General features: G+C 73.1%; 17 protein-coding genes. 12 read left to right on the top strand and 5 right to left on the bottom strand.

Annotated features, from left to right (window positions below; translation table 11 throughout):
- Positions 1-71 precede the first annotated feature (71 nt).
- Complete coding sequence (locus AB0K34_RS17435) at positions 72-548, top strand: Lrp/AsnC family transcriptional regulator (protein ID WP_171069039.1); 477 nt, start codon at positions 72-74, stop codon at positions 546-548.
- 71 nt (positions 549-619) lie between these two features.
- Here AB0K34_RS17435 and greA read toward each other — a convergent pair whose 3' ends face one another.
- Both greA and AB0K34_RS17445 read right to left on the bottom strand, forming a co-directional pair.
- Positions 620-1,120, bottom strand: coding sequence for a transcription elongation factor GreA (greA, locus tag AB0K34_RS17440; protein ID WP_138637015.1), 501 nt, complete (start codon positions 1,118-1,120; stop codon positions 620-622).
- Positions 1,121-1,331: 211 nt separating this feature from the next.
- On the bottom strand, positions 1,332-1,715 hold the full coding sequence (locus AB0K34_RS17445; protein ID WP_138637014.1) for a DUF4307 domain-containing protein: 384 nt from the start codon (positions 1,713-1,715) through the stop codon (positions 1,332-1,334).
- 176 nt (positions 1,716-1,891) lie between these two features.
- Between AB0K34_RS17445 and mca the strand changes: the two genes are divergently transcribed.
- From mca to AB0K34_RS17460, 3 genes are all read left to right on the top strand, one after another.
- Positions 1,892-2,755: a mycothiol conjugate amidase Mca gene (gene mca, locus AB0K34_RS17450; protein ID WP_138637021.1), complete on the top strand. Its 864-nt coding sequence runs from the start codon at positions 1,892-1,894 to the stop codon at positions 2,753-2,755.
- A gap of 17 nt (positions 2,756-2,772) precedes the next feature.
- Positions 2,773-2,991, top strand: coding sequence for a hypothetical protein (locus AB0K34_RS17455; RefSeq protein ID WP_364549669.1), 219 nt, complete (start codon positions 2,773-2,775; stop codon positions 2,989-2,991).
- Between the two features lie 78 nt (positions 2,992-3,069).
- The gene (locus AB0K34_RS17460) at positions 3,070-3,735 is read left to right on the top strand and encodes a helix-turn-helix domain-containing protein (protein WP_364549671.1); all 666 of its coding nucleotides are present in this window, start codon (positions 3,070-3,072) and stop codon (positions 3,733-3,735) included.
- 3 nt (positions 3,736-3,738) lie between these two features.
- On the opposite strand, the gene AB0K34_RS17465 is transcribed toward AB0K34_RS17460, so the two are convergent.
- Complete coding sequence (locus tag AB0K34_RS17465) at positions 3,739-4,212, bottom strand: pyridoxamine 5'-phosphate oxidase family protein (protein ID WP_301177898.1); 474 nt, start codon at positions 4,210-4,212, stop codon at positions 3,739-3,741.
- An 80-nt stretch (positions 4,213-4,292) separates the two neighbouring features.
- Here AB0K34_RS17465 and AB0K34_RS17470 point away from each other — a divergent pair, with 80 nt between their 5' ends.
- The 4 genes from AB0K34_RS17470 (at position 4,293) to AB0K34_RS17485 (ending at position 10,036) form a co-directional block, all read left to right on the top strand.
- Entirely contained in the window at positions 4,293-5,246 is a 954-nt protein-coding gene (locus AB0K34_RS17470; protein WP_364549673.1) for a ribonuclease Z, read from the top strand.
- Positions 5,247-5,253: 7 nt separating this feature from the next.
- Positions 5,254-6,612 carry an NAD(P)/FAD-dependent oxidoreductase gene (locus tag AB0K34_RS17475; RefSeq protein WP_364549675.1) on the top strand — a complete coding sequence of 453 codons (1,359 nt, stop codon included), beginning with the start codon at positions 5,254-5,256 and terminating at the stop codon, positions 6,610-6,612.
- Between the two features lie 42 nt (positions 6,613-6,654).
- Positions 6,655-8,640, top strand: a complete 1,986-nt coding sequence (locus AB0K34_RS17480) for a thioredoxin domain-containing protein (protein ID WP_301177895.1) — start codon at positions 6,655-6,657, stop codon at positions 8,638-8,640.
- Positions 8,641-8,845: 205 nt separating this feature from the next.
- Positions 8,846-10,036, top strand: coding sequence for a C40 family peptidase (locus AB0K34_RS17485; protein ID WP_364549677.1), 1,191 nt, complete (start codon positions 8,846-8,848; stop codon positions 10,034-10,036).
- Positions 10,037-10,243: 207 nt separating this feature from the next.
- Here the strand turns inward: AB0K34_RS17485 and AB0K34_RS17490 are convergent, their stop codons facing one another.
- Entirely contained in the window at positions 10,244-10,882 is a 639-nt protein-coding gene (locus AB0K34_RS17490) for a TetR family transcriptional regulator (protein WP_364549679.1), read from the bottom strand.
- On the bottom strand, positions 10,863-12,401 hold the full coding sequence (locus AB0K34_RS17495) for an MFS transporter (protein WP_301177893.1): 1,539 nt from the start codon (positions 12,399-12,401) through the stop codon (positions 10,863-10,865). Before AB0K34_RS17495 ends, AB0K34_RS17490 begins: the two co-directional genes overlap by 20 nt.
- 116 nt (positions 12,402-12,517) lie before the next feature.
- Between AB0K34_RS17495 and AB0K34_RS17500 the strand changes: the two genes are divergently transcribed.
- The 4 genes from AB0K34_RS17500 to AB0K34_RS17515 all read left to right on the top strand — a co-directional run bounded on the left by AB0K34_RS17500 (position 12,518) and on the right by AB0K34_RS17515 (position 17,049).
- Complete coding sequence (locus tag AB0K34_RS17500; RefSeq protein WP_138637007.1) at positions 12,518-13,039, top strand: hypothetical protein; 522 nt, start codon at positions 12,518-12,520, stop codon at positions 13,037-13,039.
- Positions 13,040-13,218: 179 nt separating this feature from the next.
- Positions 13,219-14,106, top strand: coding sequence for an isoprenyl transferase (locus AB0K34_RS17505; protein ID WP_138637006.1), 888 nt, complete (start codon positions 13,219-13,221; stop codon positions 14,104-14,106).
- Between the two features lie 75 nt (positions 14,107-14,181).
- Positions 14,182-15,594: a PhoH family protein gene (locus AB0K34_RS17510; protein WP_138637005.1), complete on the top strand. Its 1,413-nt coding sequence runs from the start codon at positions 14,182-14,184 to the stop codon at positions 15,592-15,594.
- A gap of 525 nt (positions 15,595-16,119) precedes the next feature.
- Positions 16,120-17,049, top strand: coding sequence for a lytic transglycosylase domain-containing protein (locus AB0K34_RS17515; RefSeq protein WP_364549682.1), 930 nt, complete (start codon positions 16,120-16,122; stop codon positions 17,047-17,049).
- The last annotated feature ends 23 nt before the right edge of the window (positions 17,050-17,072 follow it).

The raw sequence follows: 17,072 nt of genomic DNA on the forward strand, positions 1-17,072 counted from the left end.
GTATAGTGACCCCCCGAAGTGGCCGGTAATTCTGTGCAGGGTGACCACGGTCACGGACGACGGGAGGCGCGGTGGCGATCGACGAGCTGGACGCCCGCCTGATCGAGATGTTCACCGCCGAGCCGCGCGTCGGCGTCCTGGAGGCGTCCCGACGGCTCGGCGTCGCGCGCGGCACCGTCCAGGCGCGGCTGGACCGGCTGGCCCGGGACGGCGTCGTGGCGGGGTTCGGCCCGGAGATCGACCCGGCGGCGCTCGGCTACGGGGTGACCGCGTTCGTCACCCTGCAGCTGCGGCAGGCGGGCGGGCACGACCCGGTGGCCGCCCGGCTCGCGCAGGTCCCCGAGGTGATCGAGGCGCACACCATCACCGGCCCCGGCGACATGCTGTGCCGCATCGTCGCCCGCAGCAACACCGACCTGCAGCGCGTCATCGACGTCATCGTGGACGTCGCGGGCGTGGAGCGCGCCTCCTCGGTCATCTCCCTGGCCACCCAGATCCCCTACCGGACCCTCCCGCTGGTCAAGGCGGCCGCCGCGCAGCGGGGCTAGCGCAACGAAAAACCGCCGGGCGGATCGCTCCGTCCGGCGGCTCTCACCTCCGCAGTGGCCCGGCCGGGGGGCTACGCGCCCCCGTACGGCGTCGCGTCGAGGATCTCGACGCTCATGGAGCGCCCGTTGGGCAGGGTGTAGCTGGCCTTCTCGCCGACCTTCTTGCCGTCGATGGCGGCGCCGAGGGGCGACTTGGGCGAGTAGACGTCGATCGGGGCGCCGACCTCCTCGCGGGAGGCGAGCAGGAACGTGACCTCCTCGTCGTCCCCCTCGAAGGAGATCGTGACGGTCATGCCGGGACCGACGACGCCCTCCGTGCGCGGGGCCTCGCCGACGCGCGCGTTCTCCAGGATGCTCTGGAGCTGGAGGATACGGCCCTCGATCTTGCCCTGTTCCTCCTTGGCCGCGTGGTAGCCGCCGTTCTCGCGCAGGTCCCCCTCCTCCCGCGCCGCCTCGATCTTCTGAGCGATCTCGATGCGGCCCGGGCCCGACAGGTGGTCCAGCTCGTTCTTGAGCCGGTCGTACGCCTCCTGGGTGAGCCAGGTGACGTTGTCAGCGCGGGTCTCGGTCACGGGTACTCCTCATCCACATGTTGCGATCCTCACCCGCCCACAGCGGGTGGGTGTCACATCTACATGAAGTGCGGCCGGGTGAAACCTCTAGCCTATCCGGTGTGTGCGGGTAAAGGTTCCCTGAACTCGGCGTCCGCAATCCGCCAATCGCGGTTCGCCGCTCACCCGGCGCGCCGGGCGGCCGGCCGGGCGTCCGCCGGGCCCGGCCGGGTCATTCCTTGACGCAGTCGTGGATCCGGGCGCCGGTGGCCCGCCGCGGCGTCGTCAGCGTCTCCGTCCCCGAGACGCCGGACTTCCCGGCCGGGGCGGAGACCGTCGTCTCCGCCAGGATCGCGAAGTCGGTGTCGTAGGCGTCGACCGTGCAGCGGACCGCGTCGCCCTTCCCCTTGGCCACCGTGTAGTTGATCTTCACCGAGGTGTCGGTGATGTCGTAGGAGACGGTCTGCGGGACGATCCCCGGAGTCTGCCCCGAGTGCATCGCGAGAACCCCGATGCCCACCGCCATCAGCGCCGCCAGGAGCCCGGCGACCACCATTCCGGCGCGGCCGCGCCGGGGCTCGGCCGGGGCCGCGGGTTTCGACACGCTCGTCGTCATGGCGGGGAATCTCCGTGCGGTGTGCGGACGTTGTCAGGGACAATTCTCGTCTGTGCTGGCGCATGCCTCGAACCGGGGGCCGCCAAGAGTCCGGAGAGGGAGATCCCCACGTGTCCGAGGTCATCGACGGTACGACGCTCGACCGGCCCTGCGGCGGCGACGAGCCGCTGCGCCTCATGGCGGTGCACGCCCACCCCGACGACGAGTCCAGCAAGGGCGCGGCCACGATGGCGCGGTACGTCGCCGAGGGCGTCGAGGTGCTGGTCGTCACCTGCACGGGCGGTGAGCGCGGCGACATCCTGAACCCGGCGATGGACCGGCCGGAGGTCAAGGCCGACATCGGCAAGGTCCGCGAGGCGGAGATGGCGCGGGCCCGCGAGATCCTCGGGGTGGAGCAGCGCTGGCTCGGCTTCGTCGACTCCGGCTTCCCGGAAGGCGACCCGCTGCCGCCGCTCCCGGAAGGCTGCTTCGCGCTGGAGCCGCTGGAGACCGCCGCCGAGCCGCTGGTGCGCGCCGTCCGCGACTTCCGCCCGCACGTGATCCTCACCTACGACGAGAAGGGCGGCTACCCCCACCCCGACCACGTGAAGTGCCACGAGGTGTCGGTGGAGGCGTTCGAGGCCGCCGGCGACCCGGAGCGTTACCCCGGCGCGGGCGAGCCCTGGCAGCCGCTCAAGCTCTACTACCACATGACCTTCAGCAAGGAGCGCATCCTCGCCCTGCACACGGCGATGGAGGACGCCGGCCTGGAGTCGCCCTACGGCGACTGGATGAAGCGCTTCGAGGACGGCGACGACACCCGCGCCACGTGGGAGGTGACCACGCGCGTCGAGTGCGCCGACTACTTCGAGACGCGGGACCGCGCCCTGCTCGCCCACGCCACCCAGATCGACCCCAACGGGTTCTGGTTCGTCGTCCCGATGGACGTCCAGCGCGAGGCATGGCCGACCGAGGACTACCATTTGGCCAGGTCCCTCGTCGACACCGAGGTGCCGGAGGACGACCTGTTCGCCGGCATCCGGGAGAAGGTGTGTCTGTAATGCCTCCCCTCTACGCCATGCCGCTGAACGATGACACGGTCAGTCCCGGCGTCCTCGGCTTCGTGGTGTTCCTCGCCCTGGTGGCCGCGACGGTCTTCCTGATCCGCTCGATGGGCAGGCAGATGAAGAAGATCCAGGCGCCCAGCGAGGCCGACCTGAAGCAGCAGGCGTGGGAACGCGCGCAGGCGGCCGACAGCGCGCCGGCGGCGAAGTCCGCCGCCGACGACGACGCCTGAGCGGGCGGCGGGCGCCGCGCCCGAGCGCGGCGCCGCCTCCCCGGTTCGATCCGGTCGCGGCCGGGGAGGACCCTCGACGTGCGCGCGAACTTCGAGGACGCCTACCGGGAACTCGCTCCGGCGGCGGCCCGGCTGCTCAGGCTGCTGAGCCTGCCGCCCGGCGACGACATCGGCCCGGCGGCGGCCGCCGCCCTCGCCGACATGCCGGAGAGCCAGGCGCGCGGGCTGCTGGAGACGCTGGCCGCGCACGGCCTCGTCGCCGCGTCCGGTGACCGGTTCCGGCTGCCCGGCCCCGTCCTCGGCTTCGCGCGGGAGCGGGCCGAGCACGAGGAGACCGAGGACGGCCGCAACGCCGCGCTGCGCCGCCTCCTCGACCACTCCCTCGTCCAGGCGGGCGGCGCGGCGGAGCCCGGCGGCCTCGGCGCCGCCCTGCTCGACCGCGAGCGCTGGTCGGAGGCCGCCGAGGTGCTCGGGGAGCGGCTGACCGAGGCCGAGGACGAGGCCGAACGCGCACGCGTGCTCGCCGCGCTCGGCGACGCCTACCTGCGCGCGCACCGGCCCGTCGCGGCGATCAACTTCTTCGGCCAGGCGCTGGACATCGTGCGGCGGCGGGGCGAGGTCGGCGAGCAGGCCGGCATGTTCGTGCACATCGCCGACGCCGCCCGCGAGCGCGGCGACCACGCGGCCGAGGGCGCCGCGCTCGGCCGCGCCGCCGTGCTGGCCCTGGAGGACGGCGCCCCCTAGCGCCTACACCTTGCGGTGGTCCCAGCTGACGACGCGGTCGGGTTCCATGACGATCAGGACGCGCTTGGCCAGCGCCTGCTCGATGCCCTCGGCGATCACCGGGTCGACGGGCTCGCCGATCTCCGGGACGGGCAGCCCAGCCATCCGCGAGCCGACGACCATGCCGACCTTGCTGCGCGGCTTGGGGTCCTCGATGACGAGGCCGCGCCCGTAGAGCGCGACGCCGCGCAGCTCGTTGTACTCGACGCCGTCCTCGACCAGGCACGTCATGGTCGGGTCGCGGCGCAGGTTCAGCACCTTCTGCGACGCCTTGTACGTGGTGAAGGCGATCTTGCCGTCGAGCAGCGTGTAGAACATCGTGACGAGGTGCGGCTCGCCGTCCTTGCCCACGGTGGCGACCTGGACCTTGAAGTTGTCCGCGAGGTAGGACGCCACCTCCTCCGGCGTCATCTTGATCTTGTCGCGCTTGCCGGCCAACGGGCCCTCCCTGGGTCGCGTGTATCGCGCACAGAATAACCAAGCGCTTGCACGGCTCCCGCACCCGGCACCATGGGGGCATGTCGGTGCGCGAGTTGATCGTCCTCGGGTCCGCCAGCGCGGTGCCCACCAAGAACCGCAACCACAACGGGTACCTGCTGCGCTGGGACGGCCACGGCGTGCTGTTCGACCCCGGCGAGGGGACGCAGCGGCAGATGTCGCGCGCCGGGGTCGCCGCGAACGACGTGACCTGGATCTGCGTGACGCACTTCCACGGCGACCACTGCCTCGGCGTGCCCGGCGTCGTCCAGCGCATCGCCCGCGACGGCGTCGAGCACCCGGTGGACGCGGCGTTCCCGGCGAGCGGCGCCCCGTACTGGGAGCGGCTGCGGCACGCCGCCGTCTTCCGCGACACCGACGTCATCCGCGAGCGGCCCGTCTCCGGCGAGCGGATGCGGCTCGACACCGGCGACGCCCCGTTCACGCTGACCGCGCGGCGGCTGTCGCACCCGGTCGAGGCGTACGGGTACCGGCTGGAGGAGCCGGACGGCCGCACCATGCTGCCCGGCGAGCTGGCGGCGCGGGGCGTCCGGGGGCCGCTGATCCGGCGGCTCCAGGAGGACGGCCGCGTCACCGCGCCGGACGGCCGCACGGTGACCCTCGACGAGTGCAGCGTGCCCCGTCCCGGGCAGAAGGTCGCGTTCGTCATGGACACCCGGCTCTGCGACGGCGTCCGGGAACTGGCGGACGGCGCGGACATGCTCGTCATCGAATCGACGTTCCTGCACGAGGACGCCGCGCTGGCGGCCGAGTACGGGCACCTGACGTCGGCGCAGGCGGGGGCGGTCGCGGCGGAGGCGGGCGTCCGGCACCTCGTCCTCACCCACTTCTCCGAGCGGTACCGCGCCGAGGACGAGCACCGCTTCACCGACGAGGCGTCCGCCCACTTCGGCGGCGCCATCACCCTGGTCCACGACCTGGACCGGATCCCGCTGCCGCCGCGCCGCCTAACAGGACGGGATCAGGGGCAGTAACCACGGCATGGCTGACGAAGTCGATGTCGTGGTGATCGGGCTGGGCCCCGGGGGAGAGGACGCGGCCGGGCGGCTGGCGGAGGCGGGCCTGTCCGTCGCCGCCGTGGAGTCCCGCCTGGTCGGCGGCGAATGCCCGTACTACGCCTGCGTCCCGACCAAGATGATGGTGCGCGCCGCAGGGCTGCTCGAAGAGGCCCGCCGCGTCCCCGGGATGGCGGGGGAGTCGACCGTCGCCCCCGACTGGGGTCCGGTGGCCGCCCGCATCCGCGACGAGGCGACCGACTCGTGGGACGACAAGGCCGCCGCCGACCGCCTCACCGGCATGGGCGTGCGGTTGGTGCGCGGTGAGGGCCGCATCACCGCGCCGGGCGAGGTCACGGTGAACGACCAGGTGTTCCGCGCGCGCCGGGGCATCCTGCTCAACACCGGCACGGCCCCGGCCGCCCCGCCCATCGACGGCCTCGCGGACACGCCGTTCTGGACGAACCGGGAGGCCGTCCAGGCGACCGAGGTCCCCGCGTCGCTGATCGTCCTCGGCGGCGGTGTCGTCGGCGCGGAGATGGCGCAGGTCTTCTCCCGGTTCGGCACCCGCGTCACCGTCGTGGAGGCGGCCGACCGGCTCCTGCTCAACGAGGAACCGGAGTCGAGCGCCCTGATCCGGGACGTCTTCGAGCGCGAGGGCATCGGCGTCCGCACCGGCGTGGACGTCACCGGCGTCGGCCACGACGGCACCGAGTTCACGATGCGCCTCGGCGACGAGGCCCTGCCCGCCGAACGCCTCCTCGTCGCGACCGGCCGCCGCCCCAACCTGAAGGGCCTCGGCCTCGCGCACGTCGGCCTGGACGAGGACGCCCGCCGGCTCTCCGTGGACGGCCACATGCGCGCCGCAGACGGCGTGTGGGCGATCGGCGACATCACTGGCATGGGCGCGTTCACGCACGTCTCCATGTACCAGGGCGCGATCGCCGTCCGCGACATCCTCGGCGAGGAGGGCCCGCCCGCCGCCTACCGCGCCGTGCCCCGCGTCACCTTCACCGACCCCGAGATCGGCTCGGTCGGCCTCACCGAGGCCCAGGCCCGCGACCAGAACCTGCCCGTCCGCACCGGCACGGCGCAAATCCCCGACTCGACGCGCGGGTGGATCCAGAAGGCCGGCAACGACGGCTTCGTCAAGCTCGTCGAGAACCCCGAGTGGGGCACCCTGGTCGGCGCCACCGCCGCGGGCCCGGCCGGCGGCGAGGTCCTCGGCTTCCTCGCCGTCGCCGTGCACACCGAGACGCCCACGGCCGTCCTGCGCGACATGATCTACGCCTACCCCACCTTCCACCGCGCCATCGAGTCCGCCCTGGCCGATCTGTCCGCGTAGGCGGGGGGTGAGGCGCAGGCCGGATCGGGCAGGATCGGGGGCATGAACCGGCTCAAGGACGCGACAAGCCCGTACCTGCTCCAGCACGCCGGGAACCCGGTGGACTGGTGGGAGTGGACCGACGAGGCGTTCGCCGAGGCGCGCCGCCGCGACGTCCCCGTCCTGCTGTCCGTCGGGTACGCCGCGTGCCACTGGTGCCACGTCATGGCTCATCAGTCCTTCGAGGACGACGAGGTCGCCCGGGTCATGAACGAGCTGTTCGTGAACATCAAGGTGGACCGCGAGGAGCGGCCGGACATCGACGCCGTCTACATGGAGGCGACCCAGGCCATGACCGGCCAGGGCGGGTGGCCGATGACGGTGTTCATGACCCCGGAGGGGCATCCGTTCTACTGCGGCACCTACTTCCCGCGCGCGCAGTTCCGGGCGCTGCTGCAGGCCGTCCACAAGGCGTGGACGGAGCAGCGGGACGAGGTGGCCGGGCAGGGGCAGCAGGTCGTCGCGGCGCTCACCTCGCGCGGGTCGGGCCTGGCCGGCGACGAGGCGCCCGGCGAGGAGGCGCTCGCCCGGGCGGTGGCGGCGCTCGACACCGCCTACGACCCCGAGCGCGGCGGGTTCGGCGGCGCGCCGAAGTTCCCGCCGTCGATGGCACTGGAGTTCCTGCTGCGCCACCACGCGCGCACGGGCGACGAGCGGGCGATCGAGATGGCGTCGCACACCCTGGAGGCGATGGCCAGGGGCGGCATGTACGACCAGCTCGGCGGCGGCTTCGCGCGGTACTCGGTGGACGCGGGCTGGGTCGTCCCCCACTTCGAGAAGATGCTCTACGACAACGCGCTCCTGGCGCGCGTCTACGCGCACTGGTGGCGGCTCACCGGGACGCCGTTCGCGCGGCGCGTCGCGCTGGAGACGTGCGACTGGATGCTCCGCGACCTGCGAACCACCGAAGGCGGTCTCGCCTCAGCACTCGACGCCGACAGCGAGGGCGTCGAGGGCAAGTACTACGTCTGGACGCCGGCGCAGCTCCACGAGGTGCTGGGCGACGAGGACGGCGCGTTCGCCGAGCGCCTCTTCAACGTCACGGGCACGTTCGAGCACGGCACGTCGGTGCTCCAACTCCTGACCGACCCGGAAGACGCCGACCGTTACGAGCGCATCCGAACGACCCTGCTGGCGGCGCGCGCGCACAGGATCCCTCCCGCGCGGGACGACAAGGTCGTGGCCGCCTGGAACGGCCTCGCCATCGCCGCGCTGGCCGAGTGCGGCGCGCTGTTCGACCGTCCCGACCTCGTCCGGGCGGCCGAAGAGGTGGCGCGCCTCCTGATGGACGTCCACGAGCGCGACGGACGCCTGACGCGCACGTCCAAGGACGGGGTCGCGGGCGCCAACTCCGGCGTCCTGGAGGACTACGCCGACGTGGCGGAGGGCCTGATCGCCCTGCACGGCGTCACCGGCGACCCGCACCACGTGCGGATGGCGGGCGAGCTGCTGAACACCGTCCTCGAACGGTTCGCGGACGGCTCCGGCGGCTTCTACGACACGGCCGACGACGCGGAGCGGCTGTTCCGCCGCCCGCAGGACCCGACCGACAACGCGACGCCGTCCGGCCAGTTCGCGGCGGCGGGCGCACTGCTGTCCTTCGCCGCGCTCACCGGGTCGGACTGGCACCGGCAGGCCGCCGAGGCCGCGCTGGCCCCCGCCACGACGCTCGCCGCCGAGCACGCGCGGTTCGCGGGCTGGGGCCTGGCCGTGGCCGAGGCGCGCGCGACCGGCCCGGTGGAGATCGCGGTGATCGGCGACCCGGCCGACGAGCGCACTCGGGAGCTGCACCGCACGGCCCTGATGGCGGTCGCGCCCGGCGCGGTGGTCAGCGTCGGCCCGCCGGACGCGGAGGGCGTCCCGCTCCTGGAGGGACGCGGCCTGGTGGACGGGGTGCCGTCGGCGTACGTGTGCCGCGGTTTCGTGTGCCGCCTGCCCGTGACGACGCGCGCCGACCTGACCCGCGAACTCCGCGGGCAATTGGACTGATGGTCCACTTTGTGGCACTGTGACCTTGATCTCGTGCCCGCTTGGTGTTACCACTGAGTAGCCGGGACGGAACTGACCCGATGCGGCATGACGGGCGAGGATGCCGAGGCGGCGGGCCGGGTATCTGGACGGTGGCCGACAGGCTGATCCATAGTCGTGTCCCGGGGCCGGCGGAGCCGGCAGGGCGACCTCGAGGAGTGTGGCAGTGCGCAAGCCGAACCGCCGGGTCCTACCGACGATCATCGGCGTTTCGGTGCTGACGACCCTCGCCGCGAACGTGGCCGTCCTCGTCGCGCACGACGACGGGCCCCCGGCGCAGGCAAGCCGGACCGAGGAGAAGCGCGCCCGCTACGTGGCCGCGTCCGGCAGCACCACCCTGTCGCCCACGGCGGTCGCGCCGCTCGGCAGGCGGCTCACCCCGCACGTGCTCGTGGCGGCCCCGACGACCCTGCCGGACGACTTCGTCCGCAAGGTCCGCGGCGCCAAGGGCGTGCAGGGCGTCGAGGTCGTGGACGCCGTGCAGGGCATGGTCGCGGGCAAGCGGGTCGGGCTGATGGGCGTGAACCCGTCCACGTTCCGCAACTACACGCCGAAGCCGACCGCGAAGTCGGACGCCCTCTGGCGCAACCTGGCGTCCGGCGACGTCGCGATCTCCTTCACGATGGGCAGCGACGGCGGCGTCAAGCTCGGCAGCCAGGTCCCGGTCGGCGGCACCCGCAGCCAGTCGCAGCTGCGCGTCGGCGCCTACGCCACCATGGGCATCAGCGACGTCGACGCGGTCATCTCGCACACCACCGCGCAGGCCCTCGGCATGCCGAGCGGCAACGCGATGCTGATCAGCGTCCCGAAGAGCCAGCCGAAGACGTTCATCAAGAAGCTGCGCAAGCACCTGCCGAAGCAGGCCAAGGCCGTCGCCGTCAACCCGGAGATCGACTTCCCGAAGGCCGGCGACGTCCCCACCGCCAACGGCCGCGTCATGACCGCCCAGCAGGTCCAGACGGTGATCAAGGCCGCCTACACCCGGCTCGGCTGGCCGTACGTGTGGGGCGGCGAGTCCGAGGCCGAGGGCGGCTACGACTGCTCCGGCCTGATGCAGTACGCCTTCGCCAAGGCGGGCATCCGCCTCCCGCGCGTCGCCGCCGACCAGGCCCGCGCCGGCTGGGTGATCCCCTACAGCAAGGCGCAGCCCGGCGACATGCTCATCTGGGCGAACGACCCGACGGCCCCCGGCTACATCTCGCACATCGCCCTCTACCTGGGCAACGGCAAGATGATCGCCGCCCCGCGCCGCGGCACCGTCGTCCAGGTCCAGAACGTCTACACCCGCAACATGCGCGGCGCGGTGAGGGTCAACCCCCAAACCGCCGCAAAAGTAGCCGGAGCGATAGGCGGCTGAGTTCGCCCAGGGGGGCGGCTGTGTTGGCCCAGGGGGGCGACCCCCTGGAACCCCCGTCACGGTCGGCGGGCCGTTTCCCGATCCGCTGGCGCGTCTCGTGAAACAGCCCGCCGACCGGCGGGCAGGCCCGCTGCGCTCGCAGAGCTCGCTCCGCGTGCCTGCCCGTGGCCGGGGGCCGGACTCCTGGCTTCTTGGGGTGCCTCTGAATTACAACGGGCAGCCTTGGGCTAGGAACTCGAGGTTGTGGTCTATCTGGGCCGGGAGGTCCTCGTAGGTGGTCTTGCCGTCGATCAGGCGGTACAGGGCGGCTTGGAGGACGCCGAGGACCGCCCAGCCGAACGCCTCCACCTCCGGGTCGTCGGCGGCGCGGCCGGTCCGTTCGGCGAAGACTTCGCTGAGGATCTCGAACGTCGCCCGCATCGACTCGAACGTGCGGCCGCGGAGGGAGGGGACGTCGGCGGTGAGCCGCAGCCGGGTCTTCAGGGCTTCCAGGTCGCTCTCGTACAGCTGCGGCAGGATCTCCCGGAGCATGGCGCGCAGCGCCTCGACCGGCGGCATCTCGGGCGGCTGGTCGCGCAGGACCTCCGCCATGATCGGGTCGTACACGTCGGTGACCACGACGTCTTCCTTGGTGGGGAAGTAGCGGAAGAACGTGCTCGGCGAGATCTCCGCCGCCGCCGCGATCTGCTCGACCGTCGTCTCGTCGTACCCCTGCTCGGCGAACATCCGGAGGGCGTGGTCCTGGATCGCCCTCCGGGTCCGCAGCTTCTTGCGCTCCCGCAGCGGCAGCCGGGCCAGCCGGTCCTCCATGCGGTCGATCGCGTGCTCAGGGGACGACGGGCTCATGGTCCGATTGTCGGGCATCGGCGGCGGGGGCCGCATCCTCCCGTCCACGGCGCGGCATGAACAGCCACAGCAGGACGGCCGCGACGAGGGAGCCGGCGCCGCACGCGGCGAACACGGCGTCCATGCCCTGGACGTAGGCGTCGCGCGCGGACGCGAGCAGCGCCCCGTCGTCGAGGCGGCCCGCGACGCGGACGGCGCCGCCGATGGAGTCGCGGGCGGCGGCGGCCGCGTCGGCGGGCAGGTGGCCGGTGCCGACATGGTCGCGGTAGACGGCGGCCAGCAGGCTGCCGAGGCCGGCGACGCCGAGCGTCCCGCCGGTCTGGCGGAGCGTCTGGACGAGCCCGGAGCCGCGTCCGGCCTCCTCGGCGGGGAGGGCGGCGAGGACCGCGTCCATCGCCGGGATGAGGGTGAGGCCGGAGCCGAGCCCGATGACGACGAGCCACGGGACGGTGGTGCCGTAGCCGTCGCCGGCCTCGGTGAACGCGGCCCAGCCGAGCCCGGCGGCCAGCACCAGCAGGCCCGCGACCATGATCGGCTTGTGTCCGGTGCGGGCCGCCGCGCGGTCGGTGGCGACCGCGCCGGCCAGCAGCCCCGCCAGCATCGGGACGATCTTCAGCCCGGTCTCGAAGACGTCGCTGCCCTGGACGGCCTCCAGGTACTGCGGCAGGACGAACAGGAGCCCGCCGAGCAGCAGGTTCGCGGTGACGGCGGCGACCATCGCCCACACGAACGCGCGGTCGCGGAACAGCCGCAGGTTCAGCATCGGCTGCGCGGCGCGCCGCTCCCAGGCCACGAAGCCGGTGAGCAGGAGGGCGGCGAGGGCGAACGCGGCGACCGACACCGGGTCGCCCCAGCCGCGGACGGGCGCCTCGATGACGCCGTACACCAGCGCCACGAGCCCGCCCATCGACAGCAGTGCGCCGGGGAGGTCGACGCGCGGCGCCGCCGGGTCCCGGGTCTCGGGCAGCAGGAAGGCGACCGCGAGGCCGCCGGCCGCCACCACCGGGACGTTGATCAGGAAGATCGAGCCCCACCAGTAGTGCTCCAGCAGCCAGCCGCCGAGCAGCGGGCCGAGCGGCAGCCCGACCGCGTTCGCGGCCGCCCAGATCGCGACGGCCCGGGTGCGCTCCTCCGGCGGGAAGATCGCCGGAAGCATCGACATGGACAGCGGCAGGACGACCGCCGCGCCGAGCCCCATGAACGCGCGGGCGGCGATGACGCCGCCGGTGCCGCCCGCGAACGCCCCGGCGAGCGAGGCGGCGCCGAAGACGGCGAGGCCGGCCAGCAGCAGCCGCTTGCGGCCGAGCCGGTCGCCGAGCAGCCCCGCGGGGAGCAGCACGGCCGCGAAGACGAGCAGGTAGGAGTCGACGATCCACTGCAGCTCGCTGGTGCTCGCGTCCAGCTCCTCCGACAGCGTCGTCAGCGCCACGTTGAGGATCGTCAGGTCGAAGCCGAGCGCCAGCATGCTCAGCGCCAGGGCCGACAGCCCGATCCAGCGCCGGGCGTACCCCACGGACATGAGAGCAACCTCCAAATGAGTCGAACTATGAAATGAAAGTAACTCTCAAAAGAGGTCGCGTGTCAATCGAGGGGAAGGCTGGCGCCCGTCCGGGTATGCGCTGTAATTTTGATTACATGAGTACGAGTGAAGCGGTGGAAGAACTCCGCGGCTGGTTCTCCGGGCGGCTTCCGGACGGGTGGTTCGAAGGCGCGCCCGAGGTCGTCCTCGACCGCGAGGAGGCCAGCGTCATCGGCCGGCTGCCGCTGCCGGCCGCCGCCGCCGCGGTGTCGGGCGCGGAGCGGTCCGGCGTGGTCGCCGGGCACGTCCAGCGCTTCCGCGAGGAGACCCGCGAGCGCCGCATCGGCATCGCGCGCGAGGCCGAGCAGCGCTTCGGCTACAAGGTCTCCTGGGGCGTCGAGTGCGACGGCGAGCGCGAGATGTTCACCCACCTGTCGGTGCCGGTCATGACCCGGCTCCGGCAGCCCGAGCGGCGCGTCCTGGACACGCTCGTGGACGCCGGCGTCGCGCGCAGCCGCAGCGACGCGCTCGCCTGGTGCGTCCGGCTCGTCGGCAAGAACACCGACGCGTGGCTCGCCGAGCTGCGCACCGCGCTGCAGCACGTCGAGCGCGCCCGCGCCGCCGGCCCGAAGGCCTGAGACCGCCCGACCGGCGCGGCCCCGCCGGGCCGCGCCGGGCCGCGCCGGAACCGGCCACGGCCCGTACCGGACGTGCCGCGCGGCACCCGGCTTTCCCGTATCGGCGGGAGAACTGTCCCCGCCGGGCCATAATTGAGCGTTCTTCCCGGCAGGGACGGGTCGCTCGGAGGGAAGCCCAGATGGGGGTTCGGCGTACGGGAAATCCGCGGAGCGGGCAGCCGCGCGGCGGGCGCAGCGAGGGCGCGCGCCGCCGTCCCGCCGAGGGCGGGCGGCTCGTCTCCGCGATCCGCCGCAGCGGCCCGTACGGGGCCGTCCGCGACGTCGTCTACCGACTGTACGAGCGCCGCGTCGAGGCCGACCTGCCGACCGACGTCATCCCCCGCCACGTCGGCGTGATACTGGACGGGAACCGGCGTTGGGCCAGGTCGATGGGGCTGGCCGACGTCAACACCGGGCACCAGCGCGGCGCCCAGAAGATCTCCGAACTGCTGCAGTGGAGCGCCGAGGCCGGGGTCGAGGTCGTCACGCTGTGGCTGCTGTCCACCGACAACCTGAACCGCCCCGCGGACCAGCTCGACCCGCTGCTGGAGATCATCGAGAACACCGTCCGCAAGCTCGCCGCCGACGGCTGGCACGTCAAGCCCGTCGGCGCCCTCGACCTCCTGCCCGACAAGACGGCACGTGTCCTGAAAGACGCGGCCGAGACCACATCCGGCGCTCCCGGCCTGATTGTGAACGTCGCCGTTGGGTATGGAGGTAGGCGTGAGATCGCTGATGCGGTGCGCTCACTGCTCATCGAGCAGGCGAGCCGGGGCACCAGCATCGAGGAACTCGCCGAGTCCCTCGACGTGGAGCACATCGCGGAGCATCTCTACACGCGCGGCCAGCCGGACCCGGACCTGGTCATCCGCACCTCGGGCGAGCAGCGGCTCTCCGGCTTCATGCTCTGGCAGAGCGCCCACTCGGAGTTCTACTTCTGCGAGGTCCACTGGCCGGACTTCCGCAAGGTCGACTTCCTCCGGGCGATGCGCTCCTACGCCGCGCGGCACCGGCGCTACGGTACCTGACCGTCCCCAGCGGACCACCGCCCCCTGGGCGGACCTGGGCGCCACCCGTAGGTTCCCCATTCCCAGGGAGATCGAGTGGCCACATCCTCCGCGCGCCGTCCCGGCACGTCCGGGAACTCCTCCGGAACCAAGGTCCCGGGCCTTTCCGGGGGGAGTGGGGGGTCGTCCCCCCACCAGGACCGGGAGCGGCGCACGTACGTCCTCGACACCAGCGTCCTGCTCGCCGACCCCGGGGCGCTGACCCGGTTCGCCGAGCACGAGGTCGTACTCCCCATCGTCGTGATCTCCGAGTTGGAGGCCAAGCGCCACCACCCCGAGCTCGGGTACTTCGCCCGGCAGGCGCTGCGCACGCTGGACGACCTGCGGCTGCGGCACGGGCGGCTGGACGAGGCCGTGTCCGTCGAGGGGCCGCTCGGCGACCAGGGCGGCACGCTCCGGGTCGAGCTGAACCACTCCGACCCGAGCGTCCTGCCGGACGGGTTCCGGCTCGGTGACAACGACACCCGGATCCTGTCGGTGGCCGGGTGGCTCGCGCACGAGGGACGGGACGTCGTGCTCGTCTCCAAGGACCTGCCGATGCGGGTGAAGGCGTCCGCGGTCGGGCTCGCCGCCGAGGAGTACCGGGCCGAGCTCGCGGTCGTGGAGTCCGGCTGGACCGGCATGCGCGAGCTGGAGGTGACCGCCGGCGCCGTCGAGGAGCTGTACGACTCGGGAACCGCCGACCTGGAGGAGGCGCGGGACCTGCCCTGCCACACGGGGCTGCGGCTGCTGTCGGAGCGCGGCTCCGCGCTCGGCCGCACGCTGCCGGACAAGTCGGTGAAGCTGGTGCGCGGCGACCGCGAGGTGTTCGGGCTGCGCGGCCGGTCCGCGGAGCAGCGGATCGCGCTCGACCTGCTGATGGACGAGGACGTCGGCATCGTCTCGCTCGGCGGGCGGGCCGGCACCGGGAAGTCGGCCCTCGCGCTGTGCGCCGGCCTGGAGGCCGTCATGGAGCGGCGCCGGCACCGCAAGGTCGTGGTGTTCCGCCCGCTGTACGCGGTCGGCGGCCAGGATCTCGGCTACCTGCCGGGCTCGGAGAACGAGAAGATGTCGCCGTGGGCGCAGGCCGTCTACGACACGCTGTCGGCGGTGACGACGCCGGAGGTCATCGACGAGGTCCTCGACCGGGGGATGCTGGAGGTTCTGCCGCTCACCCACATCCGGGGCCGCTCGCTGCACGACGCGTTCGTGATCGTGGACGAGGCGCAGTCGCTGGAGCGCGGCGTGCTGCTGACCGTCCTGTCGCGGATCGGCGCCGGGTCGCGGGTCGTGCTGACCCATGACGTGGCGCAGCGCGACAACCTGCGGGTGGGGCGGCACGACGGGGTCGCGGCCGTGGTGGAACGTTTGAAGGGCCACCCGCTCTTCGCGCACGTGACGCTGACCAGGTCGGAGCGGTCGCCGATCGCCGAGCTGGTGACCGACATGCTGGGCGACGTGGGCGTCTGATCCGGGCGCCGCGCGCATGAGGAGACCCCGGTGGGCCCGCTGCGGGCCGCCGGGGTCTCGTCGTCTCAGAACACGCGTATCCCTTCCCTACGGAACGTGATCATCAAACCTCGTACCGTAGAGTTGTGATTAAGGTCACAGTCACACCGTCAATAGCGGAGACGCGCAGGCGGGCCGGGCGTTTCGGGGCCGCCGCGGGGGAGTTGACAACGGCGCCGTCGGCGGCATCGGTCTCGTTTCGGTTGCGAAGCCGCCCGCGGCCTCCGGCATTGTGTCTCCTCGTAAGCACCCCGAGCGGTGCCAGGCCGGTGCGCGGCCCCCCGAAAGACGCGCCCCGGACGAGGCGCCGGCCGGGCCCGGAGCCGCGCACCCCCGGCGGTCCGCCGGGCCGGGGTGGAAACAGCTCGTGCGCGTGTCCATGCGCGTGCGACCGTCGGAAGGACCGCCTTGTACGGAGACCGTCCCGGGTCCCCTAGGCGAGACGATCGACAGAACTTCGACCTCCCGGCCCCCGTCGCGGACGCTATGGCCGCCTTCGAGGCGCCGTCTCCCGCCGCGGGGCAGCCGTCCCCCGCGCAGCCCCCCTTCGAGCAGCCCGCCTTCGGGCAGCCGTCCTTCGAGGGGCAGGCCCCGCGGGCGTCCGCGCCGCACGAGGACGACGTGCGCGTCGCCGGCTCCGCCCGCGCCGCCGCTCCCGGCGGCGACACTCTCGGCTTCGACTCCGCCGAGCCGCTGAGCCCCGCGGGCCGCGCCCGCGCCGGGCGCTCCGCCGGGCACGGCGGCGGCTCCGGCGGGCGCACCGGCCTGCGGATCGCCGCCGTCGCGGCGGGTGCCGCCGTGGTGATCGGCGGCGGCGCGGTCGCCGCGCTCGCGTTCACCGGCGGCTCCGGCGACTCCGGCGACGGCGCCGCGACCGTCCAGCCGACCCGGCAGCTGGCGGACGCCGCCGCGCCCAAGGTCGACCCGAAGGTGCTGGAGCAGCAGCGGCGCGAGCTGGCCCTGGAGCGCGCGTCCCGCAAGACGCGCGAGGACGACGGCAAGGGCCCGGCCCTGCGGCCCAAGGGCGCCCCGATCCCGACCAAGACGCCGGAGAAGAAGAAGGACGGCGCCGCCGGCGGCGGTGGTGGCCCGGTCGGCGACCCGGTGCCGAAGGGCGAGGCGCAGGAGATCGCCAAGAAGCTCATGCCGAGCTTCGGGTTCACCGGCGACGGCCAGTTCGGCTGCCTGGTGAACCTGTGGGAGCGCGAGAGCGGCTGGAACACCCACGCGGCCAACCCGTCGTCGGGCGCCTACGGCATCCCGCAGGCGCTGCCCGGCTCCAAGATGGGGAGCGCCGGCCCCGACTGGCAGAACAACGCCACCACCCAGATCAAGTGGGGCCTCGGCTACATCAAGGACCGCTACAAGACGCCCTGCGGCGGCTGGTCGCACTTCCAGTCGGTCGGCTGGTACTGATCCCGGCTCGGCGCGTCCCGGCG

It is taken from the genome of Actinomadura sp. NPDC049382, assembly GCF_040677125.1.
GTDB lineage: Bacteria > Actinomycetota > Actinomycetes > Streptosporangiales > Streptosporangiaceae > Spirillospora > Spirillospora geliboluensis.